Origin of the sequence: Halomonas litopenaei (genome assembly GCF_017303055.1) — a bacterium.
GTDB classification, from domain to species: Bacteria; Pseudomonadota; Gammaproteobacteria; order Pseudomonadales; family Halomonadaceae; genus Halomonas; species Halomonas litopenaei_A.
The window spans coordinates 204203-220606 of record NZ_JAEKJT010000006.1 but is presented as its reverse complement, the minus strand read 5'-3'; the positions used below and the strand labels follow the sequence as shown (position 1 = coordinate 220606).

General features: G+C 63.0%; 13 protein-coding genes. 5 read left to right on the top strand and 8 right to left on the bottom strand.

Translation table 11 applies throughout. From position 1 onward, the window contains the following. Positions 1–145: 145 nt before the first annotated feature. From JF545_RS13575 to JF545_RS13560, 4 genes are all read right to left on the bottom strand, one after another. Positions 146–1177 (bottom strand): histone deacetylase family protein, encoded by a 1032-nt coding sequence (locus JF545_RS13575; RefSeq protein ID WP_206942897.1) that lies wholly within the window; start codon positions 1175–1177, stop codon positions 146–148. 18 nt (positions 1178–1195) lie between these two features. Continuing rightward, complete coding sequence (locus tag JF545_RS13570) at positions 1196–2596, bottom strand: FAD-dependent oxidoreductase (RefSeq protein ID WP_206942895.1); 1401 nt, start codon at positions 2594–2596, stop codon at positions 1196–1198. After that, a complete protein-coding gene (locus JF545_RS13565) occupies positions 2593–3969 on the bottom strand; it encodes a Na+/H+ antiporter NhaC family protein (RefSeq protein WP_206942894.1) in 1377 nt (458 codons plus the stop codon). Before JF545_RS13565 ends, JF545_RS13570 begins: the two co-directional genes overlap by 4 nt. An 83-nt stretch (positions 3970–4052) precedes the next feature. Further along, positions 4053–5345: an NAD(P)/FAD-dependent oxidoreductase gene (locus JF545_RS13560; protein ID WP_206942892.1), complete on the bottom strand. Its 1293-nt coding sequence runs from the start codon at positions 5343–5345 to the stop codon at positions 4053–4055. A gap of 286 nt (positions 5346–5631) precedes the next feature. On the opposite strand from JF545_RS13560, the gene JF545_RS13555 reads away from it, so the two are divergent. Both JF545_RS13555 and JF545_RS13550 read left to right on the top strand, forming a co-directional pair. Further along, a complete protein-coding gene (locus JF545_RS13555) occupies positions 5632–6384 on the top strand; it encodes a GntR family transcriptional regulator (RefSeq protein ID WP_206942890.1) in 753 nt (250 codons plus the stop codon). Positions 6385–6481: 97 nt separating this feature from the next. Continuing rightward, positions 6482–7141: an MOSC domain-containing protein gene (locus JF545_RS13550; protein ID WP_206942888.1), complete on the top strand. Its 660-nt coding sequence runs from the start codon at positions 6482–6484 to the stop codon at positions 7139–7141. A gap of 149 nt (positions 7142–7290) precedes the next feature. On the opposite strand, the gene JF545_RS13545 is transcribed toward JF545_RS13550, so the two are convergent. Further along, on the bottom strand, positions 7291–9057 hold the full coding sequence (locus tag JF545_RS13545) for a peptidoglycan DD-metalloendopeptidase family protein (protein WP_206942886.1): 1767 nt from the start codon (positions 9055–9057) through the stop codon (positions 7291–7293). A 484-nt stretch (positions 9058–9541) separates the two neighbouring features. Between JF545_RS13545 and JF545_RS13540 the strand changes: the two genes are divergently transcribed. Both JF545_RS13540 and JF545_RS13535 read left to right on the top strand, forming a co-directional pair. Beyond that, positions 9542–10477, top strand: a complete 936-nt coding sequence (locus JF545_RS13540) for a LysR family transcriptional regulator (protein WP_206942884.1) — start codon at positions 9542–9544, stop codon at positions 10475–10477. A gap of 72 nt (positions 10478–10549) precedes the next feature. Further along, a complete protein-coding gene (locus tag JF545_RS13535; RefSeq protein ID WP_206943177.1) occupies positions 10550–11554 on the top strand; it encodes a glutathione S-transferase family protein in 1005 nt (334 codons plus the stop codon). A gap of 20 nt (positions 11555–11574) precedes the next feature. Here the strand turns inward: JF545_RS13535 and JF545_RS13530 are convergent, their stop codons facing one another. Next, positions 11575–12030, bottom strand: coding sequence for a YaiI/YqxD family protein (locus JF545_RS13530; RefSeq protein WP_206942882.1), 456 nt, complete (start codon positions 12028–12030; stop codon positions 11575–11577). Positions 12031–12474: 444 nt separating this feature from the next. Between JF545_RS13530 and JF545_RS13525 the strand changes: the two genes are divergently transcribed. Next, positions 12475–14226, top strand: a complete 1752-nt coding sequence (locus JF545_RS13525; protein ID WP_206942880.1) for a DEAD/DEAH box helicase — start codon at positions 12475–12477, stop codon at positions 14224–14226. A gap of 232 nt (positions 14227–14458) precedes the next feature. On the opposite strand, the gene JF545_RS13520 is transcribed toward JF545_RS13525, so the two are convergent. After that, positions 14459–15208: a glutamine amidotransferase gene (locus JF545_RS13520; protein WP_206942878.1), complete on the bottom strand. Its 750-nt coding sequence runs from the start codon at positions 15206–15208 to the stop codon at positions 14459–14461. After that, the gene (gene argE / locus JF545_RS13515; RefSeq protein WP_206942876.1) at positions 15205–16377 is read right to left on the bottom strand and encodes an acetylornithine deacetylase; all 1173 of its coding nucleotides are present in this window, start codon (positions 16375–16377) and stop codon (positions 15205–15207) included. Before argE ends, JF545_RS13520 begins: the two co-directional genes overlap by 4 nt. Positions 16378–16404 lie beyond the last annotated feature (27 nt).

Here is a 16404-nt window from a genome sequence, read left to right as displayed (position 1 = left end):
CATAGTATGCAGAATGCTTTGTGAGGCGCCGCCGGAGGCGCGCGAAAGTCGTTAGCGTTGCGCCCCGGCGTACAGGACAGGGTTGAATGTCCTCCGCGTCCTCTTTCCTGAAGGCTTCCTTACGTCTCTGCCTTGGGCTGTCGCGCTATGCGGCATCGAAGCCTTTCAGTACGTTCACCGCGTTGATGCCAATTTCCTCCACGGCATAGCCGCCTTCCATGACGAACAGGGTCGGCAGGCCCAGGCGCTTGATTCGCGCACCGATCTCCAGATAATCCTCGCTTTTGAGGGTAAAGGAGCTGATCGGGTCGTTTTCGAAGGTGTCCACGCCAAGGGCGATGATCAACAGCTCCGGGGAAAAGTGGCGCACCTTGCCGGAGGCATCCTCCAGCGCCTGCAGCCAGCTGGGGAAGTCGGTGCCGCTAGGCAGCGGGTAATTGACGTTGAAGCCGGTGCCTTCGCCGCGCCCCGTTTCGTTGGCAAAGCCGAGGAAATAGGGGAACTCGTCCATGGGATCCCCATGCAGCGACAGCGTCAGCACGTCGCTGCGCTCATAGAAGATGTCCTGCGTGCCGTTGCCATGGTGAAAGTCGATATCGAGAATGGCCACGCGCTCACATCCGCGATGGCGAGCCTGCTGCGCGGCAACCGCCACGTTATTGATAAAGCAGTAGCCACCGTACTGGTCGCGGGCGGCATGGTGACCGGGAGGACGACACAGCGCGAAGGCTGGCTCGCCGTGGGCAAGCACATGGTCCAGTGCGGTCAGGGCAATGTCCTTGCTCAGCAGTGCCGCTTCGAAGGTCTCCGCGGTCAACGAGGTCTCGCCGGCCAGCGCATAGTAGCCCAGGCGCCCTTCGATATGGCGAGGAATGGGGCCGCCTGGCATTCGCCGAGTGGGCCATATGTTGGGGATGGCTTCTCCTTCGTAGCCGGCCGCCTGCCAATCGCGCCAGGCGACTTCCAGGAAGTCGATGTATCCCTTGTCATGAATGGCCAGTACCGGCTCGAGCCCATGGCTGTCTGGCGGCCTGATCTCGCCCAGCTGTTCGGCCCTGGCCCGGTCGATGATGTAGTCCACTCGTTCAGGACACTCGAAGGGGGCAACGAGCTGCCCGGCAAACAGCTCCGTCCTGGTGCGACGGTGGCGAGTAGCGTCACTGTGGATGATCAGCATGGGGTTCTCCTGTCGGAACTACTCGATCAACGAGGCAAAGGTATCGTTGAGTCGAGCGAGAGCGGGGCTTACCAAGGGAAGATGGCGCTGTCTGGCCAGCAATGCCTCCTCGGCGGCGTAGGTCAGAGTAATGCCTTTGGCGCCGAGCCAGCGCAGCGGCTCTGGCTCCCAGCGCTTGAGCAGCGAGGTTAATGCGCCGTCACAAACCCACGGTGCCCTGGTACGTGGCGTATCCAGCGTGAGTATCCGCTCCGCCAGCGAGCGGGCCATCAGGTGGCTGGCGGCCACGCCTTCGCCGGCATAGCCCCCCAGGGTGGCGATGCCCTCGCGACGATCCATGATGGCGTGGGGGCGAAAACTGCGCGAGAGGCCGAGGGTTCCCCCCCAGCCGTGGCTGATGGTCACCTCGCCAAGATCAGGAAACAGCGACTGCAGCAGTGCCTTGCGCATGGCAATGTCAGCGCTGCTGATGGCGGTCTGATGGCGTGGCAGTGCCTTGTAGGGATAGTGCCCCCGGGCGCCGAAGATCAGTCGGCCGTCGCGGCTGCGGTGACCGTAGTTGATCAGGCGGCTGGCGTCGGCGAAGGTGGGGCGATCATGCAGTCCGATGGCTTCCCACTGGGCCGCGCTGAGCGGCTCGGTGGCAATCACCAGGCTGGACACCGGCACCAGGTGGGGGCGCAGCTGTGGCAGTGTGTTGTAGCCTTCGGTGGCCACTACCGTCATCGCCGCGGTCACGCTGCCGCGGGATGTGGTCACACGGCCACCGTCAATCTGGTCCACCGGGCTGTGCTCGTGCAGCGTCACGCCCATGTCGGTCAGGCGCTGTGCCAGTCCACGCAGCAGCTTGCCGGGGTGAAGGCTGGCGACCTGGCGGTGAAAGAGGGCGCCAAAGGGCCGCTGGAAGCGCGCCTTGGTCTCGAGTTCCTCCGCCGTCAGCCACTGACAGTCCTCGGCCCGATGGCCGAGTGCCAGCATGTGCTCGCGGTAGTCCCGTTGCAGCGCCTCCTGAGCGGGGTAACGGGCAGCCACATAGAGCGCGCCGCCCTTGTGGAAGTCGGCATCTATCCCTTCCTGGGTGAGGGTCGCGCCGATGGCATCGACATTGTCGGCCAGCAGGTCGCACAGGGCCTGTCTCTGCTCGGTGGAGTGTCCCGTCAGATGGCGTCCCAGTCCGGCCAGGCTGCCGATGGCCCAGCCGCCATTGCGGCCCGAGGCTCCGTGCCCCACATGGCGCGCTTCCAGCACGCGAATATCCATGTCCGGGGACAGCGTCTTGAGGTAGTAGGCCGTCCATAGCCCGCTGAAGCCTCCCCCGATGATCACTACGTCGGCCTTGGCATGGGTCTCGAGCGGTGGGTGATGTGGCGCCCCCTCAAGAGCGCCGGACCAGAAACTGGTGGGAGATGGTGTCGTCACATGAACCCCAGTGCCAGATAGAGAAGGCCGGCCAGCATGCCCGCCAGTGCGGCGTAGGGCAACTGGGTGAAGGCATGCTGGAAGGGCGTGCAGCCACTCGCCTGAGCGGTCAGTACCGTGGCATCCGAGTAGAAGCAGGCGTGGCTGCCGAAGGTACTGGCTGACAGGGTGGCCCCGATCACCAGCGTCATGTCAGCGCCTAGGTTATGCCCGAGCGTCGTGACGATGGGCAGGATGATGACGAACACCCCCCAGTTGGACCCCGTGGCAAACGACACGAAACCCATCAGCGCAAAGATGACAAAGGGCAGAATCTGGGCGTTGATCAGTGGCTCGACCGTGGTGATGATGTATTCATTCAAGCCAAGCGTGGTGTTGACGTCATTGAACATGAAGGCGGCAACCAGCACCGCCAGAGCATCCAGCATCGACTTGAAGCCCTCCAGGATATTGTCGAAGGTTTCCCCCGGTGACAGCTTCTTGAGGCCGATGAAGGCGACAATCATGCCGGCCAGGGTGACGAAGATGCCCATCAGGAAGTCGAGGTCGAAGTACCAGGTAAAGAACGCCAGGGAAGCCATCGGCAGCAGGAACATCCAGATGCTGCTGCGAGTCTGGTGCTTGGCCTCCAGGTGCCCGATCTCGTCATCGATGTGCTCAGCCCCAGGCGGTACGCACAGGCCCTCATTCTGGGCGCGCAGCTCGGCTTTCTTCATCGGGCCAAACAGGGGGATCTTGCCATAGGCGACCAGCGGCACCATGGCCACGGCAATCCACGGATAGAACATGAAGGGAATCGCTTGGATGTACTCCCACACGCCCTGTCCGTCCGGGGCCAGGCCGTTCTTCTCGATCAACGCACCAAAGAACACTGCCCAGGTCGAGATGGGGATCAGCACGCTGACCGGGGCGGCGGTGGAGTCGATGACATAGGCCAGCATTTCGCGAGATGTCTTGAAGCGGTCCGTCACCTGACGCATTGAGGTACCGACGGCCAGGGAGTTGAGGTAGTCGTCAACGAACAGCACGATACCCATGAACCAGCAGCCCAGCAGCGCCCTCGGCTTGTTGGTGATGAAACGCAGCAGGCTATGGGCGAAGGAGCGGGAGGCCCCGGACTTCAGCAGCAGCGCGATGATCGACCCCATCAGGCCGCACACCGCGATGACCCAGGCCACGTCCTCGTCGGTAAGTACCGTCAACAGGCTGTCTGCCAGGGTGGATAGTGCACCGGTCGGCTGAATCAGCAGAGCGCCGACGAAGGCGCCTGCCACCAGCGGTTCCAGGGCCCGCCGACTCCATAGCGCGAGCAGCAGAACAACGACGGTGGGCAGCAGGACTAGCCAGCCGTCAGCGGGAAACAGATCTTGCATGGGGAGCCTCCTGGGCATTCATTGTTGTTGGTTCAGGAGCGTGGCGTCATGGCATCGTTGTTTTGTGGGGTAGGTCTTAGGTCTTAGCGAAGTCTCTCGCGGAGCTGGTAGTACCACATGCCGGCCGCCAGCAGGCCATTGCCGATACGCTCGCTGACCGGAATACGCCAGTGGCGCATATTGGCAAACAGATCGAATTCTTCGAGCTGGCCGCTGACCGCTGCTGCCATGATGTTGCCGACGATGTGCGAGGTGGCGATGCCGTGGCCAGAGTAGCCTTGGGCATAGAACACATTGGGAGACAGTCTTCCCAGCTGGGGAATGCGGTTGATGACGATGCCGGCCTGGCCTTGCCACTGGTAGTCGAGTGCTACCCCGGCGAGCTGCGGGAAGGTGTGTTCGAGGCGCGGCCGTAACTCTGCCCCGATGTCCTGGCTTGCCTTGCCGGAATAGTTGGCACCGCCGCCGAACAGTAGACGGCCGTCGGCGGTCAGGCGGTAATAGTCGAGCACAAAGCGGGTGTCATAGACGGCCAGGTCCTGAGGATTGATGGCCTGGCGCTGTTCGGCGCTAAGCGGCGCCGTTGTGACGATGCCCAGCGACGCGGGAAACAGCTTGCCCTTGAGCGCTTTGCGCTCGAGGCGGTGGTAGGCATTGCCGGCGAGCACCACGCTGGCGGCATGGACACGTCCGCGATCGGTGATCACGCAAGGGGTATCGCCGTGCACAATGTCGGTCACCTGGGAGCCCTCGAACAGCAGCCCACCCAGGGATTCGATGGCCCGCGCCTCGCCCAGGCACAGGTTGAGAGGATGCAGGTGCATGTTGTAGTCGTTGCGCACGGCGCCGTGATAGAGCGTCGTACCAACGAGCTGACGTGTCTGCTGTGCATCCAGCAGCGACAGGTGCTGGGCAATGTCGTGGCCCTGTGAAGCGTCCACGTCACGCTTCAGCTCGTCCAGATGGCTTGGCTGATAGGCCGCATGCAGGTGGCCGAATTTAAGGTCGCAATCAATGCCATAGCGTTCGACGCGTTGGCGCAGGATGCGATGACCGCGCCAGCGTAGATCCCACACGAAGTTTTCGGCCTGCTCACGCCCAAGGGGGCCGCTGAGTTGCTTGAGCATGGCGTCCTGGCCGGAGAGACTGCCAGTGACCTGGCCGCCGTTGCGACCGGTGGCGCCCCAGCCGATCTTGTTGGCTTCGATCACTGCCACCCGGTAGCCGCGCTCCGCCAGTTCCAATGCCGTGTTGATGCCGGTAAAGCCGCCGCCGATGATCGCTACATCAACGCTATGCTCCCCCTCCACGACAGGGTAGTGGGTTTCCTGATGGAGGGTTGCCGAGTAGTAGGATGCGCAGCGCGGTTGTGCCATGGGGCCTCCGGGGACGTCACGGTGTCATTGTTAGTGTGATCACATGGTGTGATCACACTAGCAGCAAGCTCCACAGCGCACAAGCAAGAGGCGTGTGCATCACGCCTTCCTTCTCCTCTGTTGCTACTGGCTAATGACGCTTCGCCAGATCTCTGCGCGGCCTAACGTTGGTGGTGGCTCGTCCTCCTGGGCCAAGCGGTGGTAGGCGGGCGCGCTCGGTTAGGCTAGGCTGGACGACGATAGCTGTGCGGCCGCCACTTCGCCGCCATCACGACCGAGGAGCGCCATGAATCAGGCTCGGCCTGCAACACCGACAACGGCAGACATCGTTACTGGGCCCAGCCCTGTGGGCGCGTCGGCGCCTGCGTTTCAGCCGGACACGGCCTCGATGCGCATCCATCAGGATTTGCGTCGTCGACTGTGCGAGGGGGAGTTCGGTCCCGGCGATGTCCTGTCGATACGTGGGGTTGCGGCCTGCTATGACACCAGTGCCATGCCCGCCCGTGAGGCCGTGCGCTGGTTGGTCAGCGAAGGTGCGCTGCAATTCGTCGACAGTCGCAAGATCATCGTTCCCTACCTCAGTCGTGAGCGCTTTGTTGAAGTGCTGTTCGCTCGCCGCAGTCTTGAGAGCGAGCTTGCCCGCCAGGCGTTTCCGTCTATCGATAGCTGCCACATGGAGGCGCTGGAAGCGCTGGATGACAGCATCAATCGCGCCATTGAGGCGGGTGATCTGCGGCGCTACATGCGGGGTAACCACGCCTTTCACTTCTTGATCTATCGGCTCAGTGGATCTGCGGTGCTGCTGCCGTTGGTCGAGCAGCTATGGCAGCAGTACGGACCGAGCATGGGCTTCATCTGTACCCGCTGGGGCGGCTCGGGTATCGCCGATGACCACCATCGCGAGATGACGCAGGCCCTGCGCGAGGGTGATAGCGAGGCATTCTGCCAGGCGCTGACGGCGGATATCGAGCAAGGCATGCAGCTGCTGGATGATGATGCGTTCAGCCAGCCCCCACCGTCCGTGGGCTTGAGCGGATAGAACGACACGGGACGCTGGCGCCAGGCAGGACGCCATGTGCCCGTCCCGCGCCGGCGGCGCGGCAACTCCCAATGACCCGCAGCAGGGGAGCAAGACCATGTTCAGTGATGTTCAGGGGCCCTACGTCAGTGAGCCCCAGATGTTGCCAGGCTTTGGCGAGAAGAGCGGCATTTTCAAGGTATTGGCGGCCAGTCCCCAGTGGCTTGGACGGTCTGGTCTGACAGACGATAGCCAGGCCAACCAGGTGGATCATGGTGGAGAGGATCGCGCGCTTTGCCACTACGCCGCCGATCACCACCAGCACTGGTGCGAGCGATTTCCCGCGGCCCGTGAGATGTTCCGGCCAGGGGTGCTTGGTGAAAACATCTCAAGCCAAGGCGCCGACGAGAGACAGGTCAGAATTGGCGATGTCTATCGCATCGGGGAAGCCCTGGTTCAGGTGTCACAGCCGCGCCAACCATGTGCCAAGGTGGATGCTCGCACCGGTCAGCCTGGCTTGGCACGAGCGTTCATGCGGGATGCCCGTATGGGATGGCTGTATCGAGTGCTGGAAGAAGGCTGGGTGCCGGCCCAGCCACAGATCCATGTGGTCGAGCGGGGACCGCAGGCGTGGACAGTGGCGTCCTGCTGGCGCGTGCTGGAAGACCGTCGAGCGGCGCTGGAGGTGATGGCTGAACTACGCCAGGTAGAGGCGCTGGCACAGCACTGGAAAGATCAGCTGACGCGGCGAATGGATTACTGGCGCGGGCGTGGCTAGGGGCAATGCTGCTAGGGTCATTGCTGTCGTGACGACCGATGCCTGTTGATGCATGGCACGTCGCTAGGGTTGGTGCGGTGATGTTCGATACGTCCCAACGACAAGGCCCTGCCTAGGAGGCAGGGCCTTGTCGTATTCAGAGCATTTCCTTAGCTGTCGTTGTCGCTCAGCTCTTCTGCCAGGGCGACCTCCGAGCCTGGCTTGGCGGTCTCGAGGGCTGCCAGGGTGGGGCCGGTTTCCTGCTGGAAGGCGGCCAGGGCCTGCCCGGACAGGCTCTGGTTCTCCGGCAGCGCCACGCGCATGGCGTCAACCTGGTTGTTGCTGACCATCACTTCATAGTGCAGGTGAGGGCCGGTGCTGCGTCCGGTGTTGCCGGACAGCGCAATGCGCTCGCCCATGGTGACGCGCTGGCCGGTGCTGACCAGCGGGCGCGACAGGTGCAGGTAGCGCGTCTTGTAGCCATTGTCGTGACGAATCACGATGTAGCGACCAGCGGCGGGGTGGTTACCGACCTTTTCGACGCGACCATTGGCGGGAGCTTCGACGCTGGTGCCGATCGGCATCGCGAAGTCGGTGCCCTTGTGCGGGCTGATGCGCCCTGTCACCGGGTGGTGGCGACGCAGGTTGAAGTTGGAGCTGATGCGATAGCTGCCCGAGAAGGGGTAGCGATTGAAGGCCGGATCGAGGCTCTGGCCCTCAGGCGTATAGAAATTGTTGTCTTCGGGGTTGCGCACCAGGGTCAGATCCATGCGCTCGCCGGAGTAGGAAACCGCCAGGACGCGGGGGTCGAGGCGCTGCCCATCGATGATGTCGGATTCCACCAGCACCCTGAAGCCATCCCCACGACGCGTGTCGCGGCGAAAGTCGAGCTTCTTCTCGAGTACCCGTGCCATTTCGGCGACTTCGGCGCGGCTGAGGCCGGCGGCTTCGGCAGAGCGTGCAAAGCTGCCGCTGACGGTGCCCGCGTAGAGGCGCTGGGAGGACTCTCCCGCGCGCTCGATCGTGGCAACGTCAAACCCTTCAGCCTCGCGCTCAATCAGGTAGCCGTCGCGCACGTTCTTCATGATGCGCAGAGCCTGCAGGCGACCATCTTCATCGAGCTGGTATTCAAAGGTATTGCCAACCCGCCAGCGGGTCAGGACATTCTGGTCGGGCAGGTCTTCCAGCAGCGCCATGACCTCGCTGTAGCCCAGGCCCAGCGTCTTTTCAGCCATTTCTGCAAAGGTATCGCCCTGGCGCACGCGGTAGGTCTGCCAGGTCGGCACGAAGGGTTCGTTGGCCGCGATTTCCTCTTCCAGCACGATCGGGCCTTCATCGAACAGCTCCAGCTCGTCTTCGCTCACGTCTTCGTAAGAGGTGGCGTCGCTGGCGACATCGAGTGACTGCTGTTCCAGCATCCCGCTGGCGACGGTGCCCAGCACCACCGCGATATGCAGTGAGCCTTCGTCGAGCTTGAAGGCCGGTGCCTGCTCGGGGCCTTCCAAAGCAACTGGCGCCGCGGTTGATGAAGCTGCGGCGCCAGAGAGCGAGCGGGTGGACTGTAAGGACAGCGGCGGTAGCCCCGACGATGAACGCATGGCGTTTTCAAACTTGACGTCAGCGTGGGCAGTATCGACGAAGTCGATGTCGACGATTTCTGTCGCCTTGAGCTGTGAAATCGGGATGTGCTGGCTGGTGGCGTCGAGTGCGAGGTCGATGGCTTCGGCGACAGGTGTTCGCTCGAAGTCCAGAGACGGCAGCCCTGGGGTGGCGCTGCTGTCGAGGGGAACCAGGACAGACTCCAGCGACTGGTTGTCGCGCTGGACATCTTCGTAGGTGGTGACGATCTTGTGGGCGCCCAGCACTGTGACCATGGTGGCAACGGGTAAAAGCAGCAGCTTGTGCGTGCGGGGCAGCGAATGAAGGATTCGCATCATGGGTAAAAGGCCATAAAAAAAGTGATGAAGGTAAATATATATAGGCTATCGCACCATACCCCATGGAAGGCGGTATCGCTAGACTGTATGGCCATACAGGAAGGGCGCTTAGGCTGGGACTTACTGTGCCCAGAAGCGCTTATAGGAGGAAAAGCAGCGGCCGCATTTTTCTCGAACGCTGTTTATTAACTGCTGTCTATTGGACCCTTGCTACAGAAACTTTGCAACCCCCCGTAAAGTCGTAGTTCTTTATGCCGTGCCGGGCGTGATGGTCTTCTTCATACCTCAAGCCATCAAAACGGCGGAGAAGAGCGCTTGATGGTACCAGCCGTTGCCATACTGGCGGCCAATGTCGGGTGTCCAAAGTTGACTGAGTTGCAGGAGGGTTTCGCTGGCGACCGAGAAAGCGAATGTTGGTGATCCATGTCAAAAAGTCATGGCGGCTGGCATGCTTTGTACCAACGACGAAACATAAGGTGCCAGGATGTCCCGTGTGACGCTTGCTCAATGGCAGATGCTCGCCGCCGTTGTTGACCACGGCGGTTTTGCGCGCGCAGCTGACGCCATTCACAAGAGCCCATCAACGCTGAACCACGCCGTACACAAACTGGAAGAACAGCTCGGTGTGAAGGTGCTCGAACCGGTGGGGAGGCAAGTCAGACTGACCGAGGAGGGCGCGCTGCTGCTACGCCGCGCCCGGCAGCTGCTGGAGGGATCGGATGCCTTGGCCGACATAGCAGCGCGACTGCGGGAGGGACTCGAAGCGGAAGTGGTCCTGAGCATCGATCAGATCTATCCCCCAGAGGCACTGGCGCGCGCCATGGAGGCGTTTTCCGACGCCTTTCCTCAGGTCAGGCTGCAGTTGCATGAGTCGGTGCTCAACGGCGGCGTCGAGATGTTGCAGGATGGACGTGCCGATCTGCTGGTCTCTGGCCTGCCTGCACCCGGCTACCTGGGGGAGCCGCTGGTCAGCGTGCCGTTCATCGCGGTGGCCCACCCCGACCATCCCTTGCATGGGCTGGACAGGTTGCTGGACCTGCGCGATCTGGAACATCACCGTCAGGTGGTCGTGCGGGACTCCTCCCAGCGTGCCGCGCGAGATTCGGGCTGGCTCAAGGCCGAGCAGCGGTGGACCGTGAGTCACATCGCCACGTCTCTGGAGATGCTCGAACACGGCTTGGGCTTCGCCTGGTTGCCCGAGACTCGTATTCGCCGGCAGTTGGATAGCGGCAGGCTAAAGGCCCTGCCGCTGCAGGCGGGGGGCGTGCGAGATGTTCCCATTCAGCTGTTCCATCGAGATGCGGATCGTGCAGGACCTGCCACCAGAGCCATGGCAGAGCATCTACGGCGGGCGGTTCGCCGCTGTGATGGGGCCTCCGATACGCACGGTCATTCGAAAAAATCGGACGATTCGCCGTAAAAGCTGCGCTTGTCGTCGACGCAGTGCGTCGTAAGCTGCTGCCATGTGACACCATATCGAGGAGAGATGGCGATGGGCTTGCTGGTCAATGGCGTGTGGCGGGATCAGTGGTATGACACCGACAGCACCGGGGGCGAGTTTGTGCGGGAGTCGGCCAAGTTGCGGGACTGGGTGACCGCCGATGGTAGCCAGGGTCCACAGGGCGTCACGGGGGTACCGGCTGAGTCGGATCGATACCACCTGTACGTTTCGCTGGCCTGTCCTTGGGCGCACCGTACCTTGATCATGCGACAACTCAAGGGGTTGAGGTCACTCATTGGTGTGTCGTTCACCAGCCCGCTGATGCTCGAGAATGGCTGGAGCTACAACGAGGCGGAGGGATCCAGCGGTGACTCGGTCAATGGCGTGAGCTTTCACCATCAGCTTTACACCCTGACCGACCCACACTACACCGGTCGAGTGACCGTGCCTGCATTGTGGGACAAGCAGCAGGGCAGAATCATCAACAATGAGTCGGCAGAGCTGGTGCGGATGTTCAACGGCGCCTTTGATGCGCTGACCGGCAACCGCAACGATCTCTACCCAGAGTTCTTGCGCGACACCATCGACGAGATCAACGCCGACGTCTATGAAAACGTCAACAATGGCGTCTACAAGGCGGGATTTGCCACCGATCAAGCGGTCTACGAACGCCAGGTCTCGGCACTGTTTGCCTGCCTGGACCGGCTGGAATCACGCTTGGCCAATCATCGCTACCTGGCGGGCGCCTGGTTGACCGAGGCCGATATTCGCCTGTTTACCACCCTGGTTCGGTTTGACGCGGTCTACCATGGCCACTTCAAATGCAATCTCTATCGCATCGAGGACTATCCGAACCTGAGTCACTACCTGCGTGAGCTCTACCAGTGGCCGGGCATCGCCGACACGGTCAACATGGAGCACATTCAGCGCCACTACTATATGAGCCACGTCACCATCAATCCCAATCGCATCGTGCCGAAGGGACCGGCCCTGACGCTGGATCGCCAGCATGACAGGGCACGGCTAAAGGGCGAAGGCATCTACCAGCGCGGATAGTCCTGCTCAAGCGCCGCCTGCTAGGGCCTGGCGTGACGTGCCAGCCAGCGGTCCAGCGCGTTGGCGAATTCGCGCCGGTCGGTGTCCGAGTAACCTTTGGGGCCTCCGGTGTGCTCGCCACTGGCGCGCAGGGTTTCCATGAAGTCCCGCATCTGGACCCTTGCCTTGATGTTATTGCGATCCAGCGTCTCACCACGGTTGGTCATGACCATGGCACCCTTGTCGAGCGCCTCCAGGGCCAGGGGAAGATCCGCCGTGATCAACAGATCGCCTGGCGCAATGCGGCTGACAATTTCGTTGTCGGCCGCATCGAAGCCGTGGCTGACCGCCATGGCCTTGACCCACTTGGAGGGCGGTAGCGGGATCTGGTGGTTGGCCACGAACCAGGCCTGGGTAGCCGTGCGTTCGGCCGCGCGCACGATGATGTCGCGAGCGACTCTGGGGCAGGCGTCGGCGTCGACCCATAGGTGGGGCATCGATGTCTCCGAAACGGGAATTAGGTGAATGGCTCACAAAAGATGTGGCAAGAACCATTCGCCGATGGTAGCATGCGCGCTCCTCGCATGTGTTGACCCCACCATCATGACGCAGCGACCTCCGATATCCACGGATATCGCGAGCACACAGATGCTGCAACGCGCCAAGCGCGTTCGAATTGTGAAGATGGAGCACTCGACGTCGATTCCGACGGCCGCGGTGCAAACGGTCGCCACGATGGTTCTTGAACGGACGACGTGTCCGTTGCTTGAGCCGATGCCAGGTGCGACCGGCGTCCCAGACTCCGAATGCTGACAACTGACATGTTGACCTTGCTCTGCGTTGCGTAGAGCGACGTCGTTCTGTTCGCCCCGAAATTGGGCGTGTCAGGGACGCCAACCACGTTTTTTTGCCGGTAACCCCGGCCTACCAAGGTGTGATTCATGACCTCGACGACTGTCGCTTCACCGTCTTTCGGTGATCTGGCCCTGCTGCCTGCCGTTCTCTCCGCCATCGAGACCCTGGGCTATGAGACTCCCTCGCCCATTCAGGCGCAGACCATTCCAGCCCTGCTGGAAGGCCGCGACATGCTGGGCCAGGCCCAGACCGGCACCGGCAAGACCGCTGCCTTCGCTCTTCCCTTGCTCTCGCGCCTCGAGATGGATCGTCGTGAGCCTCAGGTACTGGTACTGGCGCCAACCCGCGAGCTGGCCCAGCAGGTAGCGGTGTCGTTCAGCAAGTACGGCCAGAACCTGAAGGGACTGGAAGTGGCAACGCTGTGTGGCGGTCAGGAATATCGCGAGCAGCTCAGCGCATTGCGCCGTGGTGCTCAGGTCGTCGTCGGCACGCCTGGCCGTGTGATTGACCACCTGGACCGTGGCAGCCTCAAGCTGTCTGGTCTCAGCGCCCTGGTGCTGGACGAAGCCGACGAAATGCTGCGCATGGGCTTCATCGACGACGTCAAGCGTGTCGTTGCCGACACCCCTGAAGATGCCCAGCGCGTGTTCTTCTCGGCGACCCTGCCCAACGAGATCGAGCGCATCGTCAACCGCTACCTGGTGGATCCGGTCAAGGTCACCATCGAAGCGCGTACCACCACCGCGGAAAGCATCGAGCAGCGCCTGGTGCGTGTCGATGGCGGCGCCAAGCTGGAAGCACTGTCGCGTATCCTCGAGGTCGAGCCGGTCGACGCCGCTATTGTGTTTGTGCGTACCCGTGCCGCCTGTACCACTCTGATGGAGCAGCTGTCTGCCCGTGGCGTCAACGTGGCCAGCCTGTCCGGCGACCTCGATCAGAGCCTGCGCGAGCGCACCATCACGCGCCTCAAGCGTGCCAAGGTCGACGTGCTGATCGCCACCGACGTGGCCGCGCGTGGTCTCGACGTGCCGCGTATCACCCACGTCATCAACTACGATCTGCCCCAGGATGCCGAAGCCTACACGCACCGTATCGGTCGTACTGGCCGTGCGGGTCGTGACGGTGTCGCCATCACCTTTGCCGGCTTCCGTGAAGGCCGCAAGGTGGGCTGGCTGGAGCAGGCCACCGGCCAGAAGATGCTGGCCATGGAGCTGCCCGACGAGGCCGCTATCCGCGCCCATCGTGACAACGTCTTCCACCAGCGCGTGATTGCCGCCGTCACCAAGGGTGCCGAAGAGCAGCGTGCGCTGGTCGAGCGTCTGGTCGAGGAAGGCTATGACCCGATCGATCTGGCTTGTGCCTTCTCGGCTCTGGCCCGTGCTGATGAGGCACCGATCGGTCGCCTGCAGGCTCCGCGCAAGGAGCGCAATGATCGCGCCCCACGCGATGGCAAGCCGCCGCGTCGCCGCGAGAGCCGCGGACCCAGCGAAGGCATGACCCGCTACCGCGTGTCCGTCGGTCACAAGGACGGCGTCAAGCCGGGTCAGCTGGTCGGAGCCCTGGCCAACGAAGGCGGTATCGAAGGTGCCCGCATCGGTCGCATCGATATTCGCAACGGCTTCTCCACGGTTGAGCTGCCCAACGGCCTGCCGGCCAGCATCCTGGCCAAGATGGCGCGTGCTCGCGTCGCCGGTCGCCCGCTGGAAATCAGTGAAGATCGCGGTGGTGATCGTGGTGGAGACCGTAATGGAGACCGTACTGGAGAGCGCAGCGGTGACCGCGCCCCGCGTCGTCGTCGCGATGACGATGCGCCGGTACGCCGTCAGTCCCGCGCCTGAGCACCTGCGGCCACCGCCAGGTGGCCGCAGGTAGCGGTCGCAACGTCAGTGCTCGGCTGATGCCGCAGCGACAGCCATCTGACGCGATCTAGACAGAAGTCATGTCGACAACGCAAGAAGGCCGGTGGATATCCACCGGCCTTCTTGCGTTCGCAGACGATGTTGTCGCAGTGCATTCGGCTCGCGACCCTGGCAGGGCCCACGGGGCGACGGCTGGGGGTCACATCGGCGGCTAGTCGCTGATCACCATCTTCAGCGCAAAGGCGTCCAGCAGGCTGCTGGCCTCTGGTGTATCGCGCAGCCCCTGGTGCAAGGCGTCAGGATCTTCCCCCTGGTCGGCGAGCACCTCTCGTTGGTGGGCCAGGTAAGCGGCGGTCACGGCGGGGGTGAACTCCGGGTGAAATTGCACGCTGTACTGGCGCGGACCATGACGCAGGGCTTGATAGGGGTCGTGGTCGTTGGCGGCCAGTATCATGGACTGCGGCGGCCGCGTCAGGGCGCTCTGAGCATGGGTCAGCTGGGCGTTGAAACGCTCGGGCAGGCTGGCGAACAGCGGATCCTTGCGTCCCTCGTCGGTCAGCGTCAGCAGCCGGGTGCCGCATTCACGACCAGACGGGTGATAGCCGGCCACGCCGCCAAAGGCATCTGCCATCAGCTGATGGCCGTAGCAGACCCCGAACAGCGGCAGGTTCGCCTGCCAAGCACGACGTAGCCAGGGTTTGAGCGCCTCGCTCCAAGGTGCCTGGTCGGAGACCATGGCGTGGGACCCGGTCACGATAACACCGTCCTGGTCAGAGACCGCCGGCAGCGAGGCGTGGCGCACGTCGATGACCTCGATGATGCCGCCCTGTTGGCGAAAGCCTTGCAGGCGAGCGATGAACAGGTCCTCGAAATCACCGTGGTGCTGGACCACGTCACTAAAGCTGTCCCCGGTCTTGAAGATGGCAAGACGAGCCGGCCCTGAGCGCGATGTCTGGCTCATGGCTGGCGCTTCCTCAGGCGTTCGCCGAGAGCGCTCATGAAGTCGCTGCCAGCCTCCAGCTGGGAGCGTTCAATGTACTCGTCCGGCTGATGGGCCTGGCTGATGCTGCCGGGGCCGCAAATGACGGTGGGCAGTCCGGCCAGCTGAAATTGACCGGCCTCGGTGGCGTAGGCCACGGCGGCGCCGTCAGGGCTGTCGCCCAGCAGTTCGCGGCATAGGGTCAGGGCCTCGCGATTGTCGCGGTCGGCCAGGGCAGGCACGGTCGTATTGAGGCGCTCGGTGGTGATGGACGCCTCGGGAGCGCGTGCCTGCATGGCGCTCTCCAGGGTGCGGGCGGTGGCCTCGACACGGGCCAGCAGTTCCTCCGCGTCGTCGGTGGGCAGGTGGCGTATTTCCCACTCGAAGGTGCAGCGGCGGGCCATGATGTTGATGGCGGTACCACCCTCAATCTTGCCGACGTGCAGGCTGGAGTGGATCACGCTGAACGCTTCATCCACACGTCCTTCTTCCTTCAGCTCTGCCATCACGTCTTCGATGCGCGTGACCAGACGAGCGGCCACGTGAATGGCCGAAACGCCTTGATACACCTGGCTGGAGTGAGCCTCGCGTCCGATCACGGTCGTGCGGAAGTTGGTGGCTCCCTTGTGTGCCACCACCGGTGACATCAGCGTCGGCTCACCCACCACGACCGCAGCGGGGCGGGGGTGTTCGGCCATCAGTCTTTCGATCATGCGCGGGGCGCCAACGCAGCCGACTTCTTCGTCGTAGGACAGGGCCAGCCAGATCGGCACCTCAAGTTCGAGCTGGCTCCAGCGCGGTACTTCGGCCAATGCGCAGGCAATGAAGGCCTTCATGTCGCAGGTGCCGCGACCATACAGGCGCTCGCTGTTGGCGCCTTCACCCGCGGTCAGGGTGAAGGGGTCGGTAGACCAGGGCTGGCCGGTGACCGGCACCACGTCGGTATGGCCCGACAGCACGACCCCGCCAGGGACGGCTGGACCGATGCGTGCCAGCAGGTTGGCGCGGGAGCCGTCGTCGCTTGAGACCCGCCAGTGCTCCACCCCGTGCTGGTCGAGCCATTGCTCGACGAAGGTGATCAGTTCGAGGTTGGACTGTCGAGACACGGTGGCAAAGCCGACCAGGGTCTTGAGCAGGTCGTAAGCGGTCATGGGGGCTCCAGGGGCGGGTGTGGTGAA